General features: G+C 67.4%; 16 protein-coding genes and 5 pseudogenes. 7 read left to right on the top strand and 14 right to left on the bottom strand.

The features are described 5' to 3' along the window. From RV986_RS00170 to RV986_RS00185, 4 genes and pseudogenes are all read right to left on the bottom strand, one after another. Positions 1 to 215: pseudogene (locus RV986_RS00170) on the bottom strand (LysR family transcriptional regulator); the annotation flags it as partial. A 126-nt stretch (positions 216 to 341) separates the two neighbouring features. Continuing rightward, positions 342 to 4,613, bottom strand: coding sequence for a discoidin domain-containing protein (locus tag RV986_RS00175; protein WP_475915426.1), 4,272 nt, complete (start codon positions 4,611 to 4,613; stop codon positions 342 to 344). 527 nt (positions 4,614 to 5,140) lie between these two features. After that, a pseudogene (locus RV986_RS00180) lies at positions 5,141 to 5,299 on the bottom strand (ISAzo13-like element transposase-related protein); the annotation flags it as partial. Between the two features lie 137 nt (positions 5,300 to 5,436). After that, entirely contained in the window at positions 5,437 to 5,772 is a 336-nt protein-coding gene (locus RV986_RS00185; RefSeq protein ID WP_475915427.1) for an ATP-dependent DNA ligase, read from the bottom strand. A gap of 214 nt (positions 5,773 to 5,986) precedes the next feature. Here RV986_RS00185 and RV986_RS00190 point away from each other — a divergent pair, with 214 nt between their 5' ends. Both RV986_RS00190 and RV986_RS00195 read left to right on the top strand, forming a co-directional pair. Then, complete coding sequence (locus RV986_RS00190; RefSeq protein ID WP_111007219.1) at positions 5,987 to 6,292, top strand: transposase; 306 nt, start codon at positions 5,987 to 5,989, stop codon at positions 6,290 to 6,292. Positions 6,293 to 6,315: 23 nt separating this feature from the next. Then, positions 6,316 to 7,206 (top strand): IS3 family transposase, encoded by an 891-nt coding sequence (locus tag RV986_RS00195; RefSeq protein ID WP_475924140.1) that lies wholly within the window; start codon positions 6,316 to 6,318, stop codon positions 7,204 to 7,206. A gap of 343 nt (positions 7,207 to 7,549) precedes the next feature. Here the strand turns inward: RV986_RS00195 and RV986_RS00200 are convergent, their stop codons facing one another. Further along, positions 7,550 to 8,158 (bottom strand): TetR/AcrR family transcriptional regulator, encoded by a 609-nt coding sequence (locus RV986_RS00200; protein WP_475915428.1) that lies wholly within the window; start codon positions 8,156 to 8,158, stop codon positions 7,550 to 7,552. A 173-nt stretch (positions 8,159 to 8,331) separates the two neighbouring features. On the opposite strand from RV986_RS00200, the gene RV986_RS00205 reads away from it, so the two are divergent. Continuing rightward, the gene (locus RV986_RS00205; RefSeq protein WP_475915429.1) at positions 8,332 to 9,045 is read left to right on the top strand and encodes an SDR family NAD(P)-dependent oxidoreductase; all 714 of its coding nucleotides are present in this window, start codon (positions 8,332 to 8,334) and stop codon (positions 9,043 to 9,045) included. Between the two features lie 51 nt (positions 9,046 to 9,096). On the opposite strand, the pseudogene RV986_RS00210 reads toward RV986_RS00205, so the two are convergent. Continuing rightward, a pseudogene (locus RV986_RS00210) lies at positions 9,097 to 9,384 on the bottom strand (IS630 family transposase); the annotation flags it as partial. Positions 9,385 to 9,467: 83 nt separating this feature from the next. Between RV986_RS00210 and RV986_RS00215 the strand changes: the two are divergent. Beyond that, positions 9,468 to 10,708, top strand: a protein-coding gene (locus RV986_RS00215) for an IS3 family transposase (RefSeq protein WP_475915430.1) whose coding sequence is annotated in 2 segments (ribosomal slippage) — positions 9,468 to 9,741 and positions 9,741 to 10,708 — 1,242 coding nt in all. Because the reading frame shifts where the segments join, the coding sequence is not laid out codon by codon here. A gap of 221 nt (positions 10,709 to 10,929) precedes the next feature. Here RV986_RS00215 and RV986_RS00220 read toward each other — a convergent pair. Both RV986_RS00220 and RV986_RS00225 read right to left on the bottom strand, forming a co-directional pair. After that, a pseudogene (locus tag RV986_RS00220) lies at positions 10,930 to 12,165 on the bottom strand (IS30 family transposase). Positions 12,166 to 12,238: 73 nt separating this feature from the next. Next, positions 12,239 to 12,442, bottom strand: coding sequence for a cold-shock protein (locus RV986_RS00225; RefSeq protein ID WP_475915431.1), 204 nt, complete (start codon positions 12,440 to 12,442; stop codon positions 12,239 to 12,241). 453 nt (positions 12,443 to 12,895) lie between these two features. Between RV986_RS00225 and RV986_RS00230 the strand changes: the two genes are divergently transcribed. Both RV986_RS00230 and RV986_RS00235 read left to right on the top strand, forming a co-directional pair. Then, complete coding sequence (locus tag RV986_RS00230; RefSeq protein ID WP_475915432.1) at positions 12,896 to 13,093, top strand: hypothetical protein; 198 nt, start codon at positions 12,896 to 12,898, stop codon at positions 13,091 to 13,093. Positions 13,094 to 13,135: 42 nt separating this feature from the next. Next, a pseudogene (locus RV986_RS00235) lies at positions 13,136 to 13,231 on the top strand (IS5/IS1182 family transposase); the annotation flags it as partial. A gap of 304 nt (positions 13,232 to 13,535) precedes the next feature. On the opposite strand, the gene RV986_RS00240 reads toward RV986_RS00235, so the two are convergent. The 5 genes from RV986_RS00240 to RV986_RS00260 all read right to left on the bottom strand — a co-directional run bounded on the left by RV986_RS00240 (position 13,536) and on the right by RV986_RS00260 (position 18,250). Then, positions 13,536 to 15,029, bottom strand: a complete 1,494-nt coding sequence (locus RV986_RS00240; RefSeq protein WP_475915433.1) for an epoxide hydrolase family protein — start codon at positions 15,027 to 15,029, stop codon at positions 13,536 to 13,538. Between the two features lie 445 nt (positions 15,030 to 15,474). Further along, positions 15,475 to 15,699 carry a hypothetical protein gene (locus RV986_RS00245; protein WP_475915434.1) on the bottom strand — a complete coding sequence of 75 codons (225 nt, stop codon included), beginning with the start codon at positions 15,697 to 15,699 and terminating at the stop codon, positions 15,475 to 15,477. A gap of 60 nt (positions 15,700 to 15,759) precedes the next feature. Beyond that, positions 15,760 to 16,332 (bottom strand): hypothetical protein, encoded by a 573-nt coding sequence (locus tag RV986_RS00250; RefSeq protein ID WP_475915435.1) that lies wholly within the window; start codon positions 16,330 to 16,332, stop codon positions 15,760 to 15,762. Continuing rightward, positions 16,332 to 17,033, bottom strand: a complete 702-nt coding sequence (locus RV986_RS00255; RefSeq protein WP_475915436.1) for a hypothetical protein — start codon at positions 17,031 to 17,033, stop codon at positions 16,332 to 16,334. Before RV986_RS00255 ends, RV986_RS00250 begins: the two co-directional genes overlap by 1 nt. Next, complete coding sequence (locus tag RV986_RS00260) at positions 17,033 to 18,250, bottom strand: DnaB-like helicase C-terminal domain-containing protein (RefSeq protein WP_475915437.1); 1,218 nt, start codon at positions 18,248 to 18,250, stop codon at positions 17,033 to 17,035. The genes RV986_RS00255 and RV986_RS00260 overlap by 1 nt, the downstream gene beginning before the upstream one ends. Positions 18,251 to 18,473: 223 nt before the next feature. Here RV986_RS00260 and RV986_RS00265 point away from each other — a divergent pair, with 223 nt between their 5' ends. After that, positions 18,474 to 20,645, top strand: a complete 2,172-nt coding sequence (locus tag RV986_RS00265) for a TerD family protein (RefSeq protein WP_475915438.1) — start codon at positions 18,474 to 18,476, stop codon at positions 20,643 to 20,645. An 849-nt stretch (positions 20,646 to 21,494) separates the two neighbouring features. Here the strand turns inward: RV986_RS00265 and RV986_RS00270 are convergent. Beyond that, complete coding sequence (locus RV986_RS00270; protein ID WP_475915439.1) at positions 21,495 to 24,248, bottom strand: bifunctional YncE family protein/alkaline phosphatase family protein; 2,754 nt, start codon at positions 24,246 to 24,248, stop codon at positions 21,495 to 21,497. Positions 24,249 to 24,257: the final 9 nt, after the last annotated feature.

A 24,257-nucleotide genomic window follows, 5' to 3' on the forward strand; every position in this document is an offset into this window, starting at 1 on the left:
CTCGTTACCGCGAACGACGCCGGGCATCCAGATCCGGTGCCCGACGAGTTGAGCGACGGTCACCGACCGGGCACCCACCAGCGCGTGGGCAGATCCGATGAAGAGCTGGACCGCTGCGTCGGGCACCCGGACCCACTCGATGCCCTCGAGAAGGGGTCGGCCGGCACGCCGACGGTCCGGAAGGACGCGTCGATCGCACCGGACCGAATGACGGCTGAACGGCTCGCCCGGAAGGCCGCCGACACAGGCAACACCCAGGCGCTGTTCCAGCTCGCACGGACATGGCGAAGCGGGGCCGCCCTTGTGAAGGGCGGCCCCGCTCGATGCGGTGCTGTCGGGAGCTACTGGATGTTGATCTGGAAGGTGGTGGTCTTGTTGCGGATGTCCTCCGCGTTGCCGCTCATCCGCAAGTTGCGGAAAGTGGCCTCACCGACGGCGGGTCCCTGACCGGGCTCGGGAAGCTCGTTGGCCCAGATGCCGAACCCGGACTTCGCGTCGAACGCGTCCCCGCTCTTCTTGGAGTTGGTGATGGAGATGTCGGTGAAGATCGTGTCCTTCACCGGGAACTGCGGCTGGCCGCCGACGTAGTTGGTCTGGAACATCACTCCTCCGTAGGTGGAGTCGTCGATGTCGACGTCATTGACGCGGATGCCCTGGAAGACCTTGGAGGCCGAGAACGCCCAGATGGCCGGGAAGACCTGCGAGCCCCAGAAGTGGCCGCCGGTTCTGTCCAGGGAGACGTTCTCGATCGTCGTCGGATCGGTTCCGAAGCCGTTCATCGGGTAGCCGAAGTCCAGCGAGGAGATCGTGATGCCGGAGTAGACCAGGGTGTCGGCGACACGGATGTTGCGGAAGGTGTTGTTGTAGCCGCCGTAGACGGCGATACCGGCCGCACGCCAGGTGAGCGTCGACGTCAGGTTCTCGTAGAGGTTGTTCTTCTCGTCGGCGCCGCCCGCGTCGATCGCCGAGAAGAGCGCGAAGCTGTCGTCGCCCGTGGCACGGGCGTCGTTGTTGACCACGTGGTTGTCCGTGGAGCCGTTCGTCATGTTGATGCCGTCGGCGAACGTGTCGCGGATGCGGGAGTTCTTGATGGTCATGTTGTCGGTGTTGGCGCCCCAGTAGAGGCACACCATGTGCTCGACCCAGATGTCGTCGATGGTGATGTTGGAGACGTTGGAGAAGTCGAACACCTTGCCCGGACCGTCGATCCGGGACGTGTAGTTGCCGAAGTAGGAGAAGCCGGTGAACGACGAGCCGTTGGCACTGGCCTCGGCCCGGAAGCCGACGTCGGTGTTCTCCTGCGAGGCGGGTGCGTGGAAGCGGGTGAACCACGGCCCGGCTCCGACGACCTTGACCGCCTTGCCGTAGACCTGGAACTTGCTGGAGGTCTCGTAGTCGCCGGCGGGCAGGTAGACGCCGACGAGCTTGCCCGTGGTGTCCATGCGGACCTTGTCGAGCGCGTTCTGCACGTCCTGGTGGGAGAAGCCGGCCGGGACCGTGTAGGCGGCCGGGTCCGGGTTCGGGACCGCCGTCGCCTGTTCGAGGTTGATGAAGTCGATGGCGTAGGTGGAGGTGTTGGCCGCGTCCTTCTGGAGCCGGATCTTGGAGCCGGCCGGAACGGTCTTGCCGAGCAGCAGGTTGGCCTCGTCGTAGATGTGACGCTGGGCACCGGAGCCGGGCGAGTTGCCCGGAGAGGTCTCGTTGCCGTAGAGCCAGGCGTACTTCGACGTGAGGTCGATCGGCTTGAGGAACTGGCCGTCCACGTAGACATTGAGCGTCGTGTCGGTGCCGTCCGGGATCTCGAAGCGGGTCACCAGGGTGTTGGTGGCCGCCCGGGTGGTCCACTCGACGTACTGGCCGGTCCCGGTGAGGGTCACCGCCTTGCGGCCGCTCGCCTCGCCCGCGATGTCGCCGATCGTGCGGTTCGGGCCGACGACCTTGGCACCGCCGCCGACGGTGCCGTCCTCGGCCTCGTACATGTCGTACGGCATGTCCGCGCCGCGGCCGACGAACAGGGGCTGTGTGGTGGTGTTGTTGGCCCGCTTGACCGGCAGTTCGTTGGCGTCGTCGGCGATGACGGTCTTGATGGTGTACTTACCGTTGGCGGCCGTCCAAGAGCCGAGGCCGACCGGTGCGGTCGTCTGGCCGGACGCGATGACGCCGTTGTAGGAGCCGGTGAGCGTCTTGACGGTGGTGCCGTTTGCGTCCTGGATCGTCAGCGTGACGCCGTGGGCACCGGACGCAGAGGCCAACGTTCCCTGGTTCTTGATCGCCACGGTGAACGTGACGTTGTCGCCCGCAGAGGCGCTGGAGGGCGTCCAGGCGACCGGCGCGGCGACCAGGTCGGAGCTGGAGACGGGCTTGACGACGAGGGCGTCGGAGCGGGTGAAGGAGTTGTTCGCCTCGTTCTGCTCGATGACCTTGTTCGACGGGTCCACCTCGGCGCCGACCGGGTAACTGCCCGCGTCCCGGGTGCCGATGCTCGCCGTGACCGTCGTCGTCTGGCCGACCGCGAGGGCCGGCACGTCTGCCGTGGCGGCCTTCGTTCCGCCGAGTGTGAAGTTCAGGTCGGTGGCCTTGGCCGCCCTGCTGCCGCTGTTGGTGACGGTCGCCGTCAGGCTGATGGCCTCCGACTCGACCGGGGCCGCGGGCGTGTTGGTGATGCCGGTGACCTTGAGGTCCGGGTTGGCGGCCGGGGTGCCGATCACCTGGAACTCGGCGACCTGCGCGCCGGGGGCGCCGGTGTTGGAGGCAAACTTGAGCTGGATGTCGGAGGCGGCGCCGGAGACCGGGATGGTCACCGTGTTGCCGCTCGCCGGGTTGAAGGTGTAGTCCTTCGCTGCCGCGAGGCTGGTGAACGCGGTCGCATCCTGGTCGCGGCCGAGCACCTGGATGTTCTGGGTACGCGTGGACCAAGCGGCATCCGGGTTGAGCTTGACGACGACCTGGCTGAGGTCGGCGTTGGCGCCCAGCTTGGTGGTGAGGGCGGCCGGGTAGGCGCCGCCCCCGCTCTCCCAATAGGTGCTGACCTGGCCGTCGTTGGCGTTCGCGGCGACGTAGGTGAAGGTGTACGAGGAGGCCTCGATGGGCTTGCCCTGGGCGAGGTCGGAACCGCCGCCGGAACCGGTCCGGGTGACGCTGTTGCTCGCCACCGACACGTTCCCGGCGGCGTCTTTCGCCTTCACGTAGTAGGTGACCGTGGCACCCGCCGACGGAGTGTCGGTGTACGTCGTGACGTCACCCGCCACGGTCTTGACGACCTGGTCGTTGGCGTAGACGTCGTAGCCGGTGACCTGGACGTTGTCGCTCGACGCCTGCCAGGTGAGCTTCACGTCGCTGCCGGACTGCGTGTAGGCGAGGTTTCCGGGTGCGGTGGGGGCCTGGGTGTCGCCGCTCGATCCCTTGCGGGTGACGCTGTTGCTGTTGGCGGAGACGTTGCCCGCGGCGTCCTTGGCCCGCACGAAGTACGTGATGTCGCTGCCGGCCGGCTGGGTGTCGGTGTAGGTCAGGACGTTCCCGGCGACGCTTGCCCGCAGTTGGCCGTTGGCGTAGACGTCGTAGCCGGTCACGGCCGTGTCGTCGGTGGCCGCGCTCCAGTTCAGCTTGATCTGCCCGGTGGCCGGCTCGGTGTAGCTCAGGCTGGACGGCGCGGTGGGTGCCTGGGTGTCGCCGGTCGCCGGTCCGTAGACCTCCAGCTCGGACGCCTGCCCGGCGGGCCAGCCGCTGTTGGCGGTGAACAGCACGCGCACGTACCGCGTGGTGGTCGTGTCGAAGGAGATGGTCGTCGACTGGTCGTTGGTGCTGTCGAAGGTGTACGCCTTCGAAGCCGTGAGGTCGGTGAAGTTCTGGTTGTCGGTCGAGCCCTGGACCTTGAAGGTCTGGCTGCGGCTCGGCCAGCCGCTGGGCAGCCGTAACGTCACCTGGTTGATCTGGACCGACGAGCCGAGGTCGACCTGGAGCCACTGGGGGAAGGCGTTGTTCGTGCTCTCCCAGTAGGTGTTGCGGTTGCCGTCACCGGCGTTGGCCGCGCCGTAGACGTCGGCGTGCCCGCTCTCGCTGAAGGGTTTGCCCTGGGCGAGGTTGGGGGTCGCGGCGGCGGTCGTGAGGACCTGCATCTCGGCGAGTTGAGCGGTGCCGGCGACCGAGTTGGCGCTGAAGTCGGCCCGTACGTACCGGGCGAGGGTCGCGGGGAAGGAGACCTTCACCGTGTTGTCGTTGCCGGGGCTGAAGACGTACTGCGCCGACGACGTGAGCGTGGCGAAGCTCTTTCCGTCGGCGCTTCCCTGGAGCGCCAGCGTCTGCTTGCGGGTCTGCCAGTGCTCGGGCAGACGCAGCACGACCTGGCGGACGCGCTTGGTCCGCCCGAGGTCGGTCTGCACCCACTGGGCCGACTTCTTTCCGGCCTGCCAGTAGGTGTCGGTGTCGCCGTCGGCGATGTTGGCGGCGGCGTGTGCGCCACGGATGCTGCCCGCCGTGGTCTTGGCGTCAGCAGCGGCGTTGGGGCCGCCGACCGCGTGTGCGCCGACGGCGGGCAGGCCCAGAACCATGACGGCGGAGGCGAGTGCGGCGGTCGCTGCGCGCCGCCTTGGGGATCTCTGCTTGTGTCGAGTCATGCGGGGTCGCTTCCTGCGGAGGCTCGCGCGCCGGTGGGGCGGCGAGGGCGGCTCATTCCTGGCGGAGTGGTGCAGAAAGGTGCAGGACGATCAGTGCGGAGGTGGGTGCAGTGCGTTCAGGCGGCAGGAGCCGACCTGACGGAGAAGATCTCTACAAAGGCGTCGTGAGGCAGCATTTTGCGTTGTTTCATCGAAATATTGCAGAGCAGCATGGGCGGGTCTACAGCCGGAACGGCACAATATTCACCAGAAGCACCCATCACTCAGGAGCGGTGGCGGCGCGGGCGCCACTTCCGAGCCACTGAAGCGGTCAAATGGCAGGCATCGGGGTCAGGTTTACGGGCCCGCACAGTCCGGTCCGCGACTCGGCGGCGGCTGTGGGCTTGCGCTCCGAGACCGCAAGTGAACGCAAGATGCGCAAATTCTTGCGCGATTCTGCGTCGCGGGCGATGGGCTACCGACGGGGCAAGTCCTCGTCCCCAGCATGCTCCAGGGCTCGCTCGATTCCACTCCCCGGTTGAGCGGCAGCCCTCCTCCCGCAGCAGAGCGGCGACGGTATCCGCACCGACCCGGTGCCCCTGGCGGGTCAACTCGACCGCCAACGTGCGGGTCGACTTGGTCGTCCACCGCAACGGCGACATCGGATCCCCGCGCTCATCCGGCTCGACCAGCCGCAACAGCGCGGGTGCGGGCGCTCCGCGACGGTCCGCTCGCAACGAGGTACGCGGAGACCTGGGCCGCGAGCAGCGCCTTGAGCGTCTGTGTGAGCGCGATGCGGCCGCCGGGGAGCCGGACGACAAGAGCACGCGGGCGGGCTGGCAGGTCAGGTGTAGCCGACGATCTCGGCGTCCACCGTGTCTGCGTGCCTGACCTTCTTCCAGATCCGCCCCGCTCTGTGCGCCGAGGCGGCCGGCTTGCAGACGATGCCTTCGACGCCTTGCTCCTGGACTTGTTGGTACCAGGTCATCGCCACATCGGGGTCGTCCGTCATCGGGACGGCCTGGATCGGCGGCTGGACATCGTACTCCTGGAACAGGTCCAGGAGAAGAGCGCGGCGTGCATCGTACCGACGGGCGCGGACGTCGCCGTGGTCCGGGTGGACAAGGATGTCCCACGCGGAAACGCGCAGGTTCGTAGATTCTCGGACCGCCCTGCGCATAAACCCGTCCGTCGTTGGGTCCATTCTGCCCGGATGGGCGGCAAGTTCGCATGGGCACGGCCGTCAGAGGGCTCTACGTTCTTGATCGGGTTGGTCCTCCCATTCGTAGGGTGGGGACGCCCAGGGACATCAGATGTGGCTATCTGAAGCTCCCCCTGTGACCTGGACAGCCTGATACTGGGACGGAAGGTCCCGGAGGAAGCAGTCACAGGTAGTGAGTAAGAAGAGCAATACGAGCAAGCGGTACACGGCGGAGTTCAAGCGGGATGCCGTCGCGCTGGCGTTGTCGTCGGACAAGACGGTCACCGAGGTCGCCCGGGACCTGGGGGTGAGTCCGGAGGGTCTGCGTGGCTGGGTGAAGCAGGCCAAGGTCGATCGGGGCGAGGGGCCTGCCGGGGCTCTGACCAGCGCCGAGCGGGAAGAACTCGCCCAGCTGCGGCGCAAGGTCCGCGAGCTGGAAAAGACGGTCGACATCCTGGGAAAAGCGACCGCCTTCTTCGCGCAGGACAAGATGAGGTAGACACCGCCGCGCGGTGCCGCTTCATCGACGCGGAGAAGGCATCTGACAGCCATCTTGCAGGTCACAGCGTGGCGCTGCTGTGCCGTGCACTGGGAGTGCCGCGCTCTACCTACTACGCGCACCACGCGGCCGCGTCGGCGCGGCGGGCCGCACGGCGCGAGGAGGAGCGCCTCGTGGACGAGATCCGAGTGCTCCACGCCGGGTCGCGCGGCGCCTACGGAGCCCCGCGGATTCACGCCGCCCTGCGGCGGGCCGGGCGGGCGGTGAACCCGAAGAAGGTCGAGCGGCTGATGCGCAAGCACCGGATCGTCGGGATCACCCGTCGTCGGCGTCGGGGCCTGACCCGGCAGGCGAAGCGAGCGGTGTTCGCCGCCGACCTGATCGGCCGGGACTTCACCGCACCCCGCCCCGGGATGCGGCTGGTTGGTGACATGACCGAACTCGTCACCCTGGAAGGGAAGTTGTATCTGGCGACCTGCATCGATCTCGCGACGCGGGAGGTGATCGGCTGGGCGATGGCCGGCCACCACCGCGCCGAGCTGCCGGTCGCCGCCCTGCGGATGGCGGCCGGACGCGGTGGCCTGGAGGACGACTGCATCATGCACACCGACCGCGGCAGCGAATACACAAGTGACGAATTCCGAGCCGAGATACGTCAGTTGCACATGAGGCAGTCGATGGGACGTGTCGGCTCTTGTTACGATAATGCTGCTGCGGAAAGCTGGTTCGCCGTCCTCAAAGCGGAGATCGGTACCACCGTCTGGGAAACCCGCGAGGCTGCCCGGGCCGACGTCTTCCGCTACATCGAGATCGAGTACAACCGCAGCCGACTCCGCAGGCATCCCGAGTACGGGTACGTCACCCCGCTCGAAACGAGAACCTTGCTCCGGCAGGACCTCACCCCCGCAGCGTAAACACCCGCTGTCCAGGCCCCGGGGGGAACTTCAGTCGCCCCTGTCCACCATTCTCGGGGCATTGCCGGGATGGTCGATAGACGGCATGCCCCGCGCCGACCGGCGCAGGTCAGAGGTGGGGTTGCCGGTCGCCGAGGACGGAGAGCAGCTTGAGTTTCTCGTGGCTTTCGGTGGGGGTGGCTGTGTAGACGAGGAGCGCCTGGGCCTGGTCGGTGTCGGAGAGGATCTGGCAGTGCAGGCGCCAGGCCGGGCAGCATCTCGGCGACGCCGATGAACTCGTAGCGGACGGGGTGGGCGAGGACGTCCCGGAACCACGGTTTCTGGGCTGGCTGGTCGCTGCGGGTTAGCAGCGCACTGCGGCCAGGCATTCGTCGTACAGGTCGATGATGTCGCCCTTGCCGCCAGTGTCGACCCACGTCATCGATGCGGCATCCAGGCACGCGAACGCCGTCCCGATCACCGCGCGGGCCCCCGGATCCGCGCTGCCGACAGCAGCGTCCATGCGCGCCTCGACGAGCGGCAGCAGGTCCTCCTGGAACCGCAGTCGCTTTTCGAGCCAACCGGCACGCAGCGAGGCGGTGTTGTGCAGGAGACGGAACCGTTCCAGGGCCTGCTCGCGGCTGTCATGCAGGGCCAGTACGGCAGCAACCCCTGCACGCAGGGCCTCCCAGACACCGACTTCGGCCGGCAGTTCGCTGATCGTGTCCGTCAGGACCTGCCCAAACCGGTCCTGGTCGCCGCCGAGAAGGTCCTCCTTGGCGCCGAAGTAGCGGAAGAGGGTGCGCTGGGAGACACCGGCCTCCCGGGCGATCTGGGCGATGGTCGTCTCGTCGTAGCCCTGCTCGGTGAACAGGCGCAGAGCCGTCTCAAGGATCTCTCGGGAGGCCAGCTGCCGTGTCCGGTCCCACAGCGTGGCCGGTGCACCCGTCGCTGTCTCGGCTTCCTGCTTCATGCGCCCAGGTTAACCCAGTACTGCCAGAGTGACGCTCACACGCAATTTGGCAGTCACTGCCAAGCAGGCGTACGCTGCCACAGGTGACCGTCGCGACACGGCCCGCCGCCCCACGGACCGGAGCCGCTCACCGATCACCCCCTACCTCCCAGAAGCACACAAAGGAGCGCATCATGTCTGCACCTGCAGCTTTGATCACCGGTGGAACCAGCGGCATCGGCAAGGCGACCGCTGAACTGCTCCACTCCCGCGGCTACCGCGTCATGGTCACCGGCGTCAGCAACTTCGCCGACGCCGGACTCCCCGAAGACGTCACGGCCGTCCGGGCCGACGCAAGGTCCCTGCCGGACATCGACCATGCAATGGAGCAGGCACGCCGGCAATTCGGCTCCCTCGACCTGCTCTTCCTCAACGCGGGCATCTCCCGACCCGGCCCGATCGAGTCAACCGACGAAGCCGCCTTCGATGCCCTGTTCGACATCAACGTCAAAGGCACCTTCTTCACCCTGCAAAAGGCGCTCCCGCTCCTCAACGAGGGCGCCTCGGTCGTGCTCACCGTGGGCGCCGGCGAAGGGCTCGGAGCCGCCATGACAGCCGCCAAGGGCGCCCTGGTGCCCCTCATGCGATCCCTCGCGCTCGAACTCGCCCCCCGCCGCATCCGCGTCAACGCCGTCAGCCCAGGACTGATCAACACCCCTGTCTACAGCAAGATGGGTGTCTCCCAGGAGATGATCGACTCCTGGGCTCGGGACATCCCGCTCAGCCGCGTCGGCGCTCCCGCCGACATCGCCGAAGCCGTGGCCTTCCTCGCCTCGGACGCCGCCGGCTACATCACCGGCGACAACCTCGTCGTCTCCGGAGGCCTCGGCGTTCACGCCCGCCCCTGACGAGCAGTCCCGCACTCGGCTCTGACCGGGCACGCTCACCGGGGCCGACGATCAGGCTGCGGCCTTTGTGAGCCGCCGGCCCCAGCGGATGCCCTTCTCACTGCGGATCCGCGCGCACTCGCGCCGCTGGGCGGCGAGGACGTCGCGGTGGCGGGCGTGGGCGTTGCGCCAGCACAGATAGCGGTGAAGGGCGCGGGTCCGCACAGTGTGGTTGGGGTGGCTGGAGTTGGCCAGGGTGAACGGGCGAAGCGGCCCGAAGTGCGCCTCGATCGGGTTCGCCCAGGAGACGTAGGTCGGGGTGAAGCACAGCTCGACCTAGTTCTTCCGGGCCCAGGCGCGGACCGTCTTGCCATGGTGGCGGAGAAGTGTGAACCGTTCCGGGTTTGATCGAGGCTCGATCTTTTGGAAGGATCGAGTCCGTTATGGCGAAGCAATACCCGAAGGAGCTCAAGGAGCGGGCCGTGCGTCTGGTCCTGGAGACGCGTGATCAGTACAAGACGGAGTCCGCGGCGATCCGGTCGATCGGAGCGAAGCTCGACATCGGGCCGGAGTCCCTGCGGAACTGGGTGCGTCAGGCCGAGGTCGACGCCGGTGCCCGGACCGGGACCACGACCGAGGAATCCGCCCAGCTCAAAGCGCTCAAGAAAGAGGTCGCCGAGCTGAAGCGGGCGAACGAGATCCTGAAGGCCGCAGCGAGTTTCTTCGCGGCCGAGCTCGACCGGCCACACACACGCTCGTAGCGTTCATCGACGAGCACCGGGACCGCTTCGGCGGAGTCGAGCCGATCTGCAGGACGCTCACCGAGCACGACTGCAGCATCCACCCGTCCACCTATTACGCGTACAAGAAACGTCCCACGTCGGCCCGTGCCCTGCGAGACGCGGAACTGGCGCCGCTGATCGTCAGCATCTACCAGGACAACTACAGCGTCTACGGAGCCCGCAAGATCTGGGCCGAGCTCAAGCGCCAGGGCCATCAGGTGGCCCGGTGCACCGTCGAGCGGCTGATGAAGGCCGAGGGCCTGGTCGGGGCGGTGCGCGGCAAGAAGGTCGTCACCACCCAAGTGGCGGACAGGGACGCCGAGCGGGCTCCGGACCGGCTCAGCAGGCAGTTCGTGGCCAGTGCTCCGAACCGGGTATGGGTCGCGGACTTCACCTACGTGGCCACCTGGTCCGGCACTGTCTACGTCGCCTTCGTCGTCGACACCTTCTCCCGCCGGATCGTCGGCTGGTCCGCAGCGACGAACAAGCAGACCCCGCTGGTGCTGTCCGCACTGGAAATGGGGCTGTGGCAGCGTGACCGGGCCGGAAACCCCGTCACCGCAAGGGAGTTGATCCACCACTCCGATGCCGGATCGCAGTACACCAGCTTCCGGCTCGCCACCCACCTGGCCGCCGAACAGATCGCCGCGTCCATCGGCACCGTCGGGGACGCCCTCGACAACGCCCTGATGGAATCGACCATCGGGCTCTACAAAACCGAGCTCATCAAGCCGCAGCGGCCCTGGAAAGCCCTGAGCAACGTCGAGTTGGCCACCGCTGAGTACGTCGATTGGTACAACCACCGTCGACTCCACGGTGAGATCGGCCACGTCCCACCCGCCGAATACGAAACCACCCACTACCAGAACACGCAAAAACAGCAGGTCACAGCCACAATCTAGAGTCTCTACCGAACCCGGAACGGTTCAGTCCGTAGGGTCCCAAGGGTCGGTCTGCCCACAAGGATCGTGCCGTCTCCCCATGGGTGGCTTCGACCAGCAGCGCTGCGTCGTCCACGGTCAGGATGTGCGTATGTAGGCCATCTTCGAGGCCCAGATCGAGGTCCATGGCCTGTATCCAAGCTCGACGGCAGGGGCTCGGGCGAGCGGGTTTCCCGCTCGGATCACGCCGCGAGAAGTCTCGACAGGCGCTCGGCTGGGGTTTCCCAGTCGAGCGTTTTGCGTGGGCGTCCGTTGAGTTCGGCGGCGACGGCGTCCAGGTCTTCGCGCGAGTGCAGGGACAGATCGGTGCCCTTAGGAGTACTGCCGCAGCAGGCCGTTCGTGTTCTCGTTCGAGCCCCGCCGCCAGGGGCTACCGGGGTTGCAGAAGTGGACCGGCATGTCCGCGGCGGTGGAGAAGGCTTGGCGGCCTGCCCTTTCGCTTCCCTGGTCCCAGGTCAGCGACCGCCGGAGGCGGGGCGGCAGCATCTGGACGGTGCTGGTCAGTGCATGGTTGAAGTGTTCGGCCCGGTAGCCGTCGGAGAGGTGGACGAGCATCAGGTGGCGGGGGGTCCGCTCGACGAGCGTGCCGATGGCGGAGCGATGACCGGTTCCGACGATGAGGTCTCCTTCCCCGTGTCCGGGAATGGCTCGGCCAGCGGCCTCGGCAGGCCGGTCGCTGATCATCACCATGGGCGTGGTGAAGCGGGTCTGGCGCTTGTATGCCTGGCGGTGGGGCCGTCGGCGGGCCCGGCCGGTCCGCAGGACCTTGGTGAGTTCGCGGCGGAGTTCTCCGCGGCCTTGGACGTAGAGGGCCTGGTAGACGGTCTCGTGGGTCACGCGCCTCTCCGGCCGGTCAGGAAACCGTGCGCGCAGAGCGGTGCAGATCTGCTCCGGGCTCCAGCGCAGGACCAGGTGGTCCTGGAGGAAGTCCCGCAGTTCCGGCTCTGGCCGGTCTTGCCGGGCTTACCGGGCTTGGGACGGGGCCGGTGTTGCTCAGCGCGGCGCTGGACAGCATGTGGCCGGTAGACCCATCGGGAATCGTCTCCGTGCAGAGCCATGCCGTTGCGGCCTATCTCCCTGCTGATGGTGGACGGGCTGCGGCCCAGCTCGGCCGCGATGGCGCGCACGGAAGCCTTCTCGCGCAGCCGGTCGGCCATGTGGATGCGGTCCTCCTCGCGAAGGTACCTGGACGGACCGGAAGGCGAGACCTCCGCGTAGATCGCAGGTTTCGCCTTCCGCCCGTTGGGCGGCGAATGCCAGCCGTTGCGCCATCTCTTGCCGGTCCGGTAGTTGATGCCGACGGTCCGGCAGGCTTCCGCACTGCTGTAGCCCTGCTGCATGAGCTGGAAGTATGCCGCCCGCTCACGCGTCAGACGGCGCCCCCTGCCCAGCTTGTCCTGTCGAATCTCGAAGTCCATCGCAACCCCTGAGCCGGGGTGTTTCGACGACCACTAGAACTCAAGCGTGGTGTGGGGCGCACTGTGTCGTGCGTCAGGAGGGAATGATGTTCTCGGCCTGAAGGCCCCTCTGGCCCTGGACGATGTCGAAGGTGACCTTCTGGCCTTCCCTGAGCTCGCGGTAGCCCTGAGCGGCAATGTTACTGAAGTGAGCGAAGACGTCATCGCCGCCGCCGTCCTGTTCGATGAAGCCGAAGCCCTTGTCCGCGTTGAACCACTTCACCGTGCCAGTCGCCATTGCTGTCTCCTTCTCGGGTGCACTCGTGCTCACCTTGGTCGTCGTAGCGGCCAACGGCCGTCGGCGGATTACTGGGCACGGTGGCGGCGTAGGGCCGCGGGGCCGAGCCTCAGTAGCCCGCATGACGGAAGGTATGAAACGAGACGCCCAGCGCGATACGCGCATCTCCGCGAGCCACCCGAACGAGTTGGCTCATACAGCTCCAGCGTACGAGCGCGCCAGAGCTCGGCACCTTGATTCCGGACCGGGTCGCCGCTGCCGAGCACCTGGTCTCGCCATGTTGGCCGGCGTCTTGAACGAGTGGTCGCGTCGTGGCACTTGTGCGGTGCAGAGTCCCCATCCGGTCCGCTGGACGTGTGGCTGATCGACAGCGAAGAGGCCGCTACCCGCGTGTCAACCGGGTCGGAGTGGTGCCTGATCGTGGAATCGTCGGCCCGATTCGAGGGATACGACATGGCGGAGCCGGGCCGCGTCGAGGTGGCGCCAGTCAACAGTGAGACCGCGTTCGCGGACCACCTCGGCGAGACGGTCCTGGCGGTACGCGAAGAAGCGGACCCGGACACCGGGCGGCTCGCGCTTGAGATCGCCTTCGCCTCCGGCCGTGTCCGGTGCGACACCTGGTCCGGAGATCTCTGCCTGTCCAGCAAGTGATCAGCGCGCCGGTACCTGCGGTCACCGTGTGAGGATCTCACCGTGGTTGGTGTGATCACGGCGTCGCAGCCGTCCTGGACAGCTCCGTTCACCAGGCTGAGCCCGCGCTGCTTCGCCAAGGTGGTGACCATGCTGCGGCGTCAGGCGGTTGTCGGCCGGTCCGTCGGTGACGAAGACCAGCAGCCGTCCGCAGTCGCCGCCGGGAGTGGTGGCAGCCCGCCGCACGCGAGCCCACTGCGGCTGATACGGCCACTGCACCTCGGGGAGGCGCTCGGGCCCCTGTGCCGTGGGTGCGGCCGGGTCCGGCGTTTCGGCGGGCGGCGGGGCCGCGCGGTCGAGGGGGTTCCGCATCGGGCGCCGACAGCGAGGCCGATCGGCTGACCGTCTTCCAGCCGCTCAGTGATCGTCGACCGCTCATCGAAAGGCGAATTCTGTCGACAGCCTACTTTCCTGCTTTTCTCTGGGAGTTACGCAGTGACGAGAATGCGGCCCGGAGTTCATCTGTGAAGATGCCCGGGACCTCCCACGCCGCGAAGTGGCCGCCGCTACGGGCCTTGTGATAGTAGAAGAGATCGTGGTAAGCGCGTGACGCCCAGCTGCGCGGGGCCTGGTAGATCTCGCCGGGGAACACCGTGATGGCGGCCGGGATGGACACGGACACGGCGTTGAAGTTGTTGGCGTTGTTCTCCCAGTAAAGACGCGACGAGGAGACCGCGGTGTTCGTCACCCAGTACAGGGTGATGTCGTTGAGCATCTCGTCCTTGGTGAGTTCGCGCTCGGGGTGGCCGCCGCTGTAGGTCCAGGCCGCGAATTTGTCGTACATCCAGGCGGCCAATCCGGCGGGCGAGTCCGTCAGTCCGTATCCCTCGGTCTGCGGACGGGTGACCATCATGGCCGAGTAACCGGATCCAGTCTTGTAGAAGGCGGCCAGCTGGTTGTAGGCGGCCTTCTCGTCGGGGCTGAGACCGGCGGGTACGGGGTCACCGCAGGCGAGTTTCTTCGCGATGTCCGGCGGCACGGTGGCCGGGAAGTTGACGTGGATTCCGAGCAGCCCGGGTGGTTTCTGTACGGCCATCTTGTCCGAAATCACAGCACCCCAGTCCCCGCCCTGGGAAACATAGTGCTCGTACCCCAGACGCTCCATCAGCACGGCCCAGGCGCGAGCGATGCGGTCGGGGTTCCACCCGGTGGTCGTCGGCCGTTCCGAGAAGCCGTAGCCCGGCATCGACGGTATGACGAGGTGAAAGGCGTCCTCGGCTCGGCCCCCGTGGGCCGTGGGATTGCTGAGCGGCCCGATGACCTTCAAGAACTCCAGAATGGAGCCGGGCCAGCCATGGGTCAAGATGATCGGCAAGGCATCCGCGTGGCGGGAGCGGACGTGAATGAACTGTATGTCGAGTCCGTCGATCTCTGTTATGTACATCGGCAGCGAGTTGAGTTTCTCCTCGATGTTCCGCCAGTTGTACGTCGTTCCCCAGTAGTGGGTGAGTTCCTTCATCGTGGCCAGCTGGACACCCTGGGACTGATCGCGGACGGTTTCCCGGTCGGGCCATCGTGTCGCTTTGATGCGTCGACGCAGATCAGTCAGATCCTGCTCCGGAATGTGCACGCGGAACGGGCGGATGCTTTGCCTCTCACTTGCCGACACCGGATTTCCGGATTCCCCCCAGGCTCGCAGACCGAAAGCCCCTGTCGCCGCCGCGGTCGCGACGGTCGCCGATGTGGAGATGAACTTCCGACGGGAATAGGAACGGAGAAAATCGGGCATGACGGATCTCCCTGAATTCCTGGGTCCGGAGTCGCGGAGTGTACAGAAGGAGCGCTTCCTCCGATGAGGCTTCCACTCGTCGGCGCGGACATGAATCGTGCGCACACCGAGGCTGCACCGCAGGTGTACCGAATCGAGCGTGGAGTCGCACGGCACCTCGACACTCATACCACGCGACAGGCCTATTACTGCCCGTAACGCTATCTTTCGCTCTGTGAGCATGCAACTCGAACGAGTGACGACGCCGACGCCGACGATGCACCCGCATACCTGGGATCTTGGATGCCATATAGGGGCATGGCTCCGTCGGTCACGGCAGGCTCGGCGCTGCGGCAGCCGAACAGGTGCACGCAGGTGGCCCGCCCCGCTGGAGGCGGATTTCAGGGGTTGTTGCCACACAAATGATCCAGTGACCATGGCCAGGTGTTTATCAGCCGATCGCGGTTCTGCTCGGCGAAGGCCTCCAGCTGCTGCGGATAACCGGCCCGGTCTTCCACGCTGACCGGCAGGAGGCCAACGGATTTCGCGTGACATCTCGCCGCTGTAGCCGGTGCATCCGGTCAGGTTGCGGAAGATCTGCTCGGCCACCGCCAGGACCCGCCTCACCCGTGCCTCATCCACGCTCCCGACGGCCGTCGGCAGGGCGGCGCCTGCCCTGGTGCCGTGGATCCGGCGCGGCGTCCGCCGTACGCGCCTGCTGGAGGGTTCGGTCGGCGATGTGGGCGAGTCTGTTGGTGACGGCTTGTACCGCGGTGAGCCGGTCTTCCTCGAACTGATCGCCGCGCCCGCGCGGCCCGGAGGCATCCACCTCGATGGCCTCGCACTGAGCGGCTTCCACGGCCCCGACCTGAAGTTGATCTTGAACTGGCCGTTCTTGAAGGACTCCGGAATGAGGGTGTCACCTGAGCTCGACGGAGTACGAGCTTCCGGGAAACTCCCATCCGTCGGTGCCTTCGCCGATGTCCTCCACGATGACGTCGTCGATGAAGTGGTCCTCGAACTCGTCGTCGGTGAGCTCGCCGGCGGCCCAGAGTTCCTCGATCTCGTCCCAGTCGCCCCTGCTGCCGTCGATGCGCAGGGGCGCTGCCCGCCGCGTGCCGCGCTCACGTTCGTCATCGCCCGTCTTGGCAGTGCCGCTGATCTCGAACTGGCCGTCCGTGATGTGTTCGAGGATCGGGGCTGCGGGAACGATGGCGACGCTCTCGTAGGCGGTGGGGATGAGGTCGCGGTAGCTGCGGCGGATGCTGTACTCAGGATCGGACAGCCAGTTGATCAGGGTCTTGGCGGTCACGTGGAGTCCGGCATCTTCCAGGGCCTGGTAGCCGCGGTGGGTTCCGGTGAGCTGGCTGAGCTGGGCGTGCCAGTACCGGGCGTTGTACGACGACAGCCGGTGCCGGGGAGTGACTTGAGAGCGCAGGAGGTCGTTCAGGGCGGCGCCCAGGGAGCCTCCGCGGCCTGTGGGCCCGGCCATCAGTCGTCACCCTCGGGAATGATCTCGCCGCGCTGAACGTACTTGGCCTTCACTTCGCCGAAGCCGGTCCCGATCCGGTACGTGGCGGGCGGCGTGTCCGCGGGGGTCCTGAAGACGGCCGCGTCGACGTTGCGCAGGGCGATGAGCGTGTGCCCATCCTGAACCGCCCTGAAGGCCACCGCCCAGTGACGGACGGATGCCTCGGCGACCATGCTCATGCGCCAGTCGGGCCGCCAGAACGGGGACCGCTGTTCCACGCGCTTGGGCCACAGCAGGCGCAGCGCGATGGACAGCCGTGTCTTGTACGCCTTGTAGGGGTCACCGCCGACCTGGACGAGCTCGGTCCATGCCTTCCGGGTGGCCTCGTAGAAAGGCTTGAAGAGCGACTCGCGGGCCTTCCCGGTCCAGGAGTCATGGATGGCCGGTGCCGCGCCGAGGTGGCCTTCGCGCACAAGCTTCTCGAACTGCTTGATATGCGGGGTGGTGACCCACACCCGGCCCTGCTCATCGGGCCGCTCGATGATCCGCCCCAGAGGGTGCGCCATGTCGGAGCGGTTCCACTCCGGGATGTCAATGAGGTAGATGCCGGCCTGGGTCTTGTCGAACGCTTCGAGGGGGCCGGTGTGCAGCAGCTTGTTCGGGGCGAGGGGAACGGCCGAACAGGCGGACGGGTAGCTGCCGTTACGGTCGATCAGGCACATCACGCCCTACTGGTGACGTCGGGGTGGACCCAACGGGGCTCGCCGTCCATGTCCTCACTGATCAGCGGCCACGGACCACTGTCGCGTTCCTCGGTGCGGATGACCTTGATCGGGTGCATCTTCGAGCGGTCGACCGCGTCCTTGAGGATCTTCAGGGCGGGGAAGACCGCCCCCTCGGGCTCGTCCTCCTCATCCCCCGGTACCAGGCCGTTCCCGTCCCTGTCCCCGTCCCCGTCGTCTTCTTCGTCGACGTCGTCGGAGACTTGCCCACTGTCAGCGGTGGGTTGGGCATCGGCGGGCTGCCCGGTGGTGCCGGCTGACGCGTCGGTGCTGTACGACTGCAGCGCGGCGGCGAGGCGGCGTCCCTCAGCGGTGTCCGGCAGTTGCAGCGGCGCCGCAGCCACCTCAGCGAGGAACGGCCCGACTTCCGCAAGGGCTTCGGGGTCACCGTTGGCCAGCGCGGTGCGCAATGCCGCCAGTACATGGGTGAAGGAGGCGGGCAACCCCTGCTGGGCGCCGGACGTGTAGGGAAGCGCGGCTTCGGCCGACTCCTGCAATTCCTGCTCCACCCCACTGCCCGCGTTCTGCCCGGGTGCCTCTGCGCTCGTTCCGCTGACGGGGGCAGTACCGGCGTCGAGGAATCGGGCGTGCGCGAGGTCGGGGCGCAGACGAGCGCTGCCGATGATGCCCAGATCCCGTTCGGCGACCGTCACGGTCGTCTCCGGGGCGTCCGGGACCGCGGTGACCGTCAGGATGACGTCCGCGTCCAGCAGGTTCACGATGGCCGGGTCGTCGGTGTCGAGGACCGCGAGAACGGGCACGTGCTGGGTGCGGGCCAGTTCGCGCAGGACCTGGCTGGCGGCCGGGAGGTGTTCTCCGGACAACGGCAGACGCGGGTTGCGGGCCCGCTGCAGTCGGTCCACGACGACGAGCGCCAGGTCCTCGGCCAGCGGAGCGGTCTCGGCGATGGCCTCCGCGGTCAGGTCGCTGCCGTCATCGATGAGCAGCGGCGCGTGCCGGAGCCGTTCGACGACCTCCTGCTCGTGCGGGGTGAGGGTCCCGGACTTCAGACGTGCGTAGTCCCCGCCGGCTTCCGCGGCGATGATGCGGCGGGTGATGTCGGCGCGGTTGGGACCCGATGCCGCATACAGGACGCGGCCGTTGCGGACGAGTGCGGTGTGCCGGGCCGCTGCGAGACCGATCAGGCTGCCGCCCACCTGAGGGGAGGCCGCAACGAGGACCAGGCCAGCGGCCCCGAACCCACAGCCGCCACACAACCCGCAACAGCGACATCGCCGTACGTGAAGGACGCGAAGGACGCGAAGGACGCGAAGGGAGCCTGACCACCCAACACCGCGCCGCGCTGCACCCGCCCGGGCGTCGGAGCGCGCACAAAAAACTCCTGTGCGCCGGCTCGCACACCTCTGCGATCATCCCCGAATGGCGCACAGTCTCGAATCGCTGGTCATCCGGCACACCCACCGCCTTTCCTCCCCCAAGGGCTCCGCCGGGGAAGGAACCACAGCCGCACGGCAGTTCGACGCGGCGCTGACAACCGTGGGCTTCAAGCTCTCGGCGGAGCTGCTGGAGCGGCTGTCGGGGCTGTCCCCGGCCGCGGTCGTGCACACCGCCAAGCGGACGCTGCGCACCGTGAGCGAGATGGTGGGCGACCACGTCCGGCACAACTCGTACTTCATCGACTTTCCAGCGAACGTGCCGGACACCGAAGAGTTCTGGATGCGGTGCGTGACGAAGGCGCTCGGCGACGACAAGTCGCGCGAGAACGTGCTGACGCAGCTGGCACACGGGGTGCTGGACCTGCTCAGTCTCCCCGCGTACGGCCGCTACCAGCACACCTACGCGGAGATGCTCGCCGCACAGGACGAGCTGATCGCCTCGGCAGGCGACCGGGTGACCGTTCTGCACCTCGGGCGGGACCTGGACGACGAACTCACGGACCTGTACCTGGCCTTGGCGGGCAGCACGACGCCACTGGGCGAGGACCACCTGCGCGACCTCAAGACCCTCGCCGAGCGGTGCGCGCTCGGCCCCCAGCCGGAGTCGATCCCGGTCCGGGAGAACCGGGCGGTCGTCAACCAGGCCCGTCTCGCTGTCGGCGCGGACCTCCTTCTGGACACCGTCACTGATGTGCTGCGGCTGGCCTGCGCGCTGTCGGGCGGCGACGTGACGCTGCAGGAGCCGACCCGGTTTCGGGCACTCTCGCGGGCGACCCGCCGTGCGCTGCTGGCGGGCCTCGACGCCGTGGTCGCGGCGAACCCCGCCAAGCTGGCCGATGTGCACGCGCACCGCGAGCCTTTCAAGCGGCTCGGTGAGCGTCTGCACCCGCACGAGTACCCGCGCTGGCCGCACGCCGCCGATGTGTTCGCCGTAGCGCGCGGCGAGAAGGAGGCCCGGTCCTTCGACAGCCGTGTCGAGAAGCTGCTCGACGAGTTCGACGTCCTCGGTGCGGTGAAGCTGCTGGAGTCCGCTCCCGGCAAACTGTTCCGCGCCTTGGACCTCCTGCTGCGTATCGCCGCCGGCCAGGAGGAGCGGGACGCGGTGGTGGTCGCCGCGGTGCGGGTCGCCCCCGAGGTCTCCGGCCGGGTCGTGCTCTCGGTCCGCGAGCACTTCCACAACCGGGAGCGGGAGACCGACGAACCCCGCATCTTCGTCAACCGCCGGGGCCGCGCCTGGGTGACCCCCGACTACCGGCCGCCCGTCCCCGCCGCCGACCGCGATCGTCTGATCGCCGCCCTCGACGCCGAGCTGCGCCGCAGGCTCCCGGCGCCGGGCCGGCTGCTGCTCGGCCCCGACGTCCTCGACGTGGCGCTCCCGCTCAGCGGCAGGGCGACCGCCACCGGGCTCGGCGTACTGCCGCGGGGTTCGGTCTCGGCGGTCGAAGGCGAACAGCTGCGCTTCTTCGTGTACTGGAAGGAGACCGAGAACCGGACCGACTACGACCTCTCGGCGTTGCTTCTCCACACCGACTACAGCACCGACTCCTGGCTCTCCTACACCTCCCTCAAGGCTGTCGGGGGCGAGCACTCGGGCGATGTCACCGAGGCGCCCGACGGGGCCTCGGAATTCATCAACCTGTCCCTGGACCGGGTACGCAGCACATTCATCGTTCCGCAGGTCAATATCTACGCCGGCGAGAGCTTCGAGGAGGTCGAGGAGTCGTTCTTCGGTTTCATGCTGCGCGACGGTGAGCAGAAGGGCCGGCCGTTCGAGCCGCGCACGGTGCGGATGAAGTCGGAGCTTCGTGGGGTGGGCCGAGTGGCGCTGCCGCTGGTGTTCCGGCGCGAGGACGACGGCCAGTGGCGCGCGAAGTGGCTGCACCTGTATCTGAAGGGCATCTCGTCGGCCAACCGGGTCGAGGAGAACCAGGTGTCAGTGTCCAAGGTGGTGCGCGCCATCGTAGAGCGCGAGCATCTGACGGTGCGGTACCTGATCGACCTGATGTCCGGCGACGCCACGGCCGTGGATCTGTGGGACGGCGAGCCGGTCCCGGACGAGCCCGTGATGTACATCGGTCTCGAACGTCCCGAGGGGCTGCACCCGGACTCCCGGGTCATCACCCTCGAAAATCTGCGCGACTTGATCCCGGGCTGAGTGCTAGCGTTGCCCACGGCGAGGCCATGAAGGGGCTTCCTTCTCAATTCCTTTTCTGAAAACAAGTTCTTTCGCTTTCCTCGCCGTCGGCTTCGACTGGGAGGCGCCCGCGCGGCGCCTCCCAGTTTTCGCGTGTGCCGACGGTCATCGCCCCGGAAAACGCACAGGACTTGGTCTTGAGCCGACTGATAGAATTTCCTGAGGCGAGGCCATGAAAGGGCTTCCTTCTCTTCCGCCGTGAAAGCGGCTTAAATGTAATGAGTCCCTTCGCTCGCCTCGTCCACAGGCGCACACACCTCGCCGTCGCCGTACGCAAGGCGGGGTGCCAGGCTCCGGTTTCAGCTTCAGGTGCTCAAACACCGGCCCGCGTCCACGAAAAACCCGCCACCGGGACGGTCTTGAGGCCCGCACGGCCTGCCCAGCGGGCCTCGTGGCGGATCCCCAGGTGGAGGGGTCCGACATCAGCATGCGGGAGGTCTCGCCGTTGCTCTGCCGGTCACCCCCTGTAGGCCGTAGCTCGAGAGAGACGGATCGCGTGCCTGGTGTCGCCGACCAGGTTGGCGACTCGCACAGCACGCCGGACCGAGACGTCCAGGAGCTTGTCGTCGACGTCGTCCAGCGCCTGCCGCACGAAGGGGAGGATGTAATCGCTGATGCCACGACAGAGCTATAGAAAGCCTTGGGCCAGCACGGCGGCGGTGCCCGCCGCGGCACTCGTAAACCGCCAGTGACAGATTTGCATTGTCCATGGCGCCAAGTCCAGCAGGTCGGAAGGACGATGCCCAAAGATTTGGCGTGCCCTGGCCGACGGTGACGCCGGCCAGGGACCCTTGACGCGATGAGGCTGTGTCAGCCGTCGGACTCCGACGACGGGAGGTAGGCGCCCGGCACGTCGTTCGGCGCGTAGATCTTGCTGTCACCGGGGTACGGTTTGGTCCAGTTGTGGGTCTGGTACCAGGTGTATCGGTTCATCTGGGTGGGGTTCGCGTAGTCCGGCACTGCGTTCGGGCCGGTCAGCCGCTGGTGGGACGTCCAGGTCTTCCACTGCGCCGCGAGCGTCTTTTCGGCCGCCGGCACCGAGACCGTCGTCGGCGCGGCCGCCGCCTTGGTGTCCTGGGCCGCCGGGGTGTCCGAGCCGCAGGACGGCTGGGGGTTCACGCCGAGGGTCAGGGAGGTCCGGTTGGGGACCGCAGTGAACGGCGTGTCGTCGGCCTTCCCGGTGAACGCCCCGTACATGGGTGTGGCCGCGCTGTCGAGCTGGTTCATCGGGTGGATCCCGAGCATCTGCTCGATGGTGCGGACCATGGTGATCTGCGAGTAGTAGTGGTCGTCGACGGTGCCGTGCTTGGCGTACGGGCTGATGACCTGGACCGGGGCGCGGTGGCCGTCGACGTGGTCGAGGCCCGCCTGGGAGTCGTCCTCGACGACGAAGATCGCCGAGTCCTTCCAGTACTTGCTGTGGGTGATCTGGTCGACCATCCTGCCGACCGCGAGGTCGTTGTCGGCGACCTCGGCGGCCGCGTTCGCCGGGCCGCCGGTGTGGTCGTTGGAGAACCAGAACATGTTCAGGTTCGCCGGACCGTTCTTCTCGAAGTCCTGCTTCCAGATCTGCTCTTTGTAGATGTCCGGGACGTCGAGGTCGAACAGCGGGAAGCCCTGCACCGACACCTTGTTGAGCGAGGGGATCGCCGAGCCCGTCTTGATGGGGTACGCGGTCTGTGCCCCGGTCGCGGCCATGTTCTTGCTGTCGCAGTACAGGTTCTGCCAGGTCGCGCCGGACGGCTTGGTCTCCAGCGACTGGAACTCGCCGAAGTCCTTGACGGACTTGCCGGCCGCCTGCGCACCGGTCCAGATGAAGCCGGTCTTCTGGTGGCCGAGGACGTCGTTCTCGGTGTCGTAGCTGCGCGTGTACTCGCCGGCCGAGGACTCGGTGTACTCCGGGTTGTCGGACTGCATCAGCCAGTTGTGGCCCTCGGCGGAGTTGGTGCCGATGTCGTAGAAGTTGTCGTAGAGCCCGAACTGCTGGGCCAGCGCGTGCTGGTTGGGCGTCACGTTCTCGCCGAACTGGGTGAGCGAGGAGTTGCCGTTGCCCTGCGGGAGGTCGCCGAAGACCTGGTCGTAGGTGCGGTTCTCCTTGACGAGCAGGAAGACGTGCTTGATCGTCGAGGGGTCGCCGAGCCGCGCCGGGACCGGGACCGGCTTCGCGTGGCTCTTGCCCTTGGCCGTGGTGACCGAGCCGCCGGTCCAGCCGTTCTGCTTGAAGACCTTGGCCGTCTGGGACTTGACGACGAGGTCGCTCGGCAGCGTGAACCGGGTCAGGCTCGACGTCGTGTCGTGGGTGTTGTGGCCGGCGCTGTCGGGGCGGAGCGCGTCGATGCCACGGGTGTTGGAGACGACCACCTTCTTGCCGACGGTGGTGATCTCCGCGGGGAAGTAGTCCGTCGGGAGCAGGCCGACGTAACGGGCTGGCTGCTGCGGGGAGGCGTAGCGGTAGACGGCGACCGCGTTGGCGCGGCCGAGCGTCACCAGCAGCCGGCCGTCGTCGGTGAGCGTGACCGCGTTCGGCTCGTAGCCGACCGAGGCCTCCGGCCACGGCTGGGTGGCGATGGTCTGGACGACCTTGCCCTTGCGGGTGTCGATGACCGACACGCTGTTGTCGGCGGTGTTGGTGATGAACACCGCCCCCTTCTTGGCGTACACCGCGGTCGGGTGCAGACCGACGTCGATGGTGCCGACGGCGGCGGACGGGTCCGCGGTGTCGATGACGCTGACCGTGCCGGTGGTGCTGGCACCGGTGTCGGGGTTGGCGGGCACGTCGGTGCCGTAGGAGTTGATGGTGGTGTCGCCGGCCTTGGCCGGGCGCCCGCCCTCGTTGCTGACGTACAACTTGCCGCCGACCAGCGCGATGCCGCGCGGGGCGTTGCCGACGGCCCAGCTCTGCTTGATGGTTCCGGTCGCCGCGTCGATGGCGACCACCTTGTTCTGGCCGTTGACCGCGGAGTACACGGTGGCGCCGTCGGCGGAGAACACCGCCGCGCCCACCAGCGCCTGCTTGGAGCCGTCGGCCGCGATCGGGACGGCCGTCGGGCTGGAGAGGGTGCCGTCGGCGTTGACGGTGAACTTGGTGTAGCCGTTGGCCTGCCCCAGCCACAGTTGCTTGCCGTCGGGCGAGTAGGTCGGGCCCTCCTGGCCGACGGAGCCGCTGCTGATGCGCAGGTCGTCCGCCGCGTTGGTGCCGACCTTCTGCTTGACCTGACCGGTGGCCAGGTCCATGACGATCAGGGACGCGTCACCGTCGGCGACCGAGGCCGCGAGGTGGGTGCCGTCCGGGCTGACCGTCGACGACATGATCTTGCCGTCGTTGATGACGGTACGGCTGCCGTACGGCTTGATGTACTGGTCGCTGGAGATGACCTGGCCGTTGGCAGTGGTCTGGCCGACCTGCTGGGTGCCGAACTGGTACGTCGAGGCGACCGCGGTACCCGTGACGCCGAGGGCGACGGCGATGCCCGCCGTCACCAGCATGGCCCGGCGGCCGACATGTCTCCCGAAGAGGTTGACCTGCTTCTTCTCGTTGATCCGACGCTGGCGGGTTACCTGCACGGAACTGTT

The sequence above is a fragment of the Streptomyces sp. RLA012 genome, from assembly GCF_056270325.1.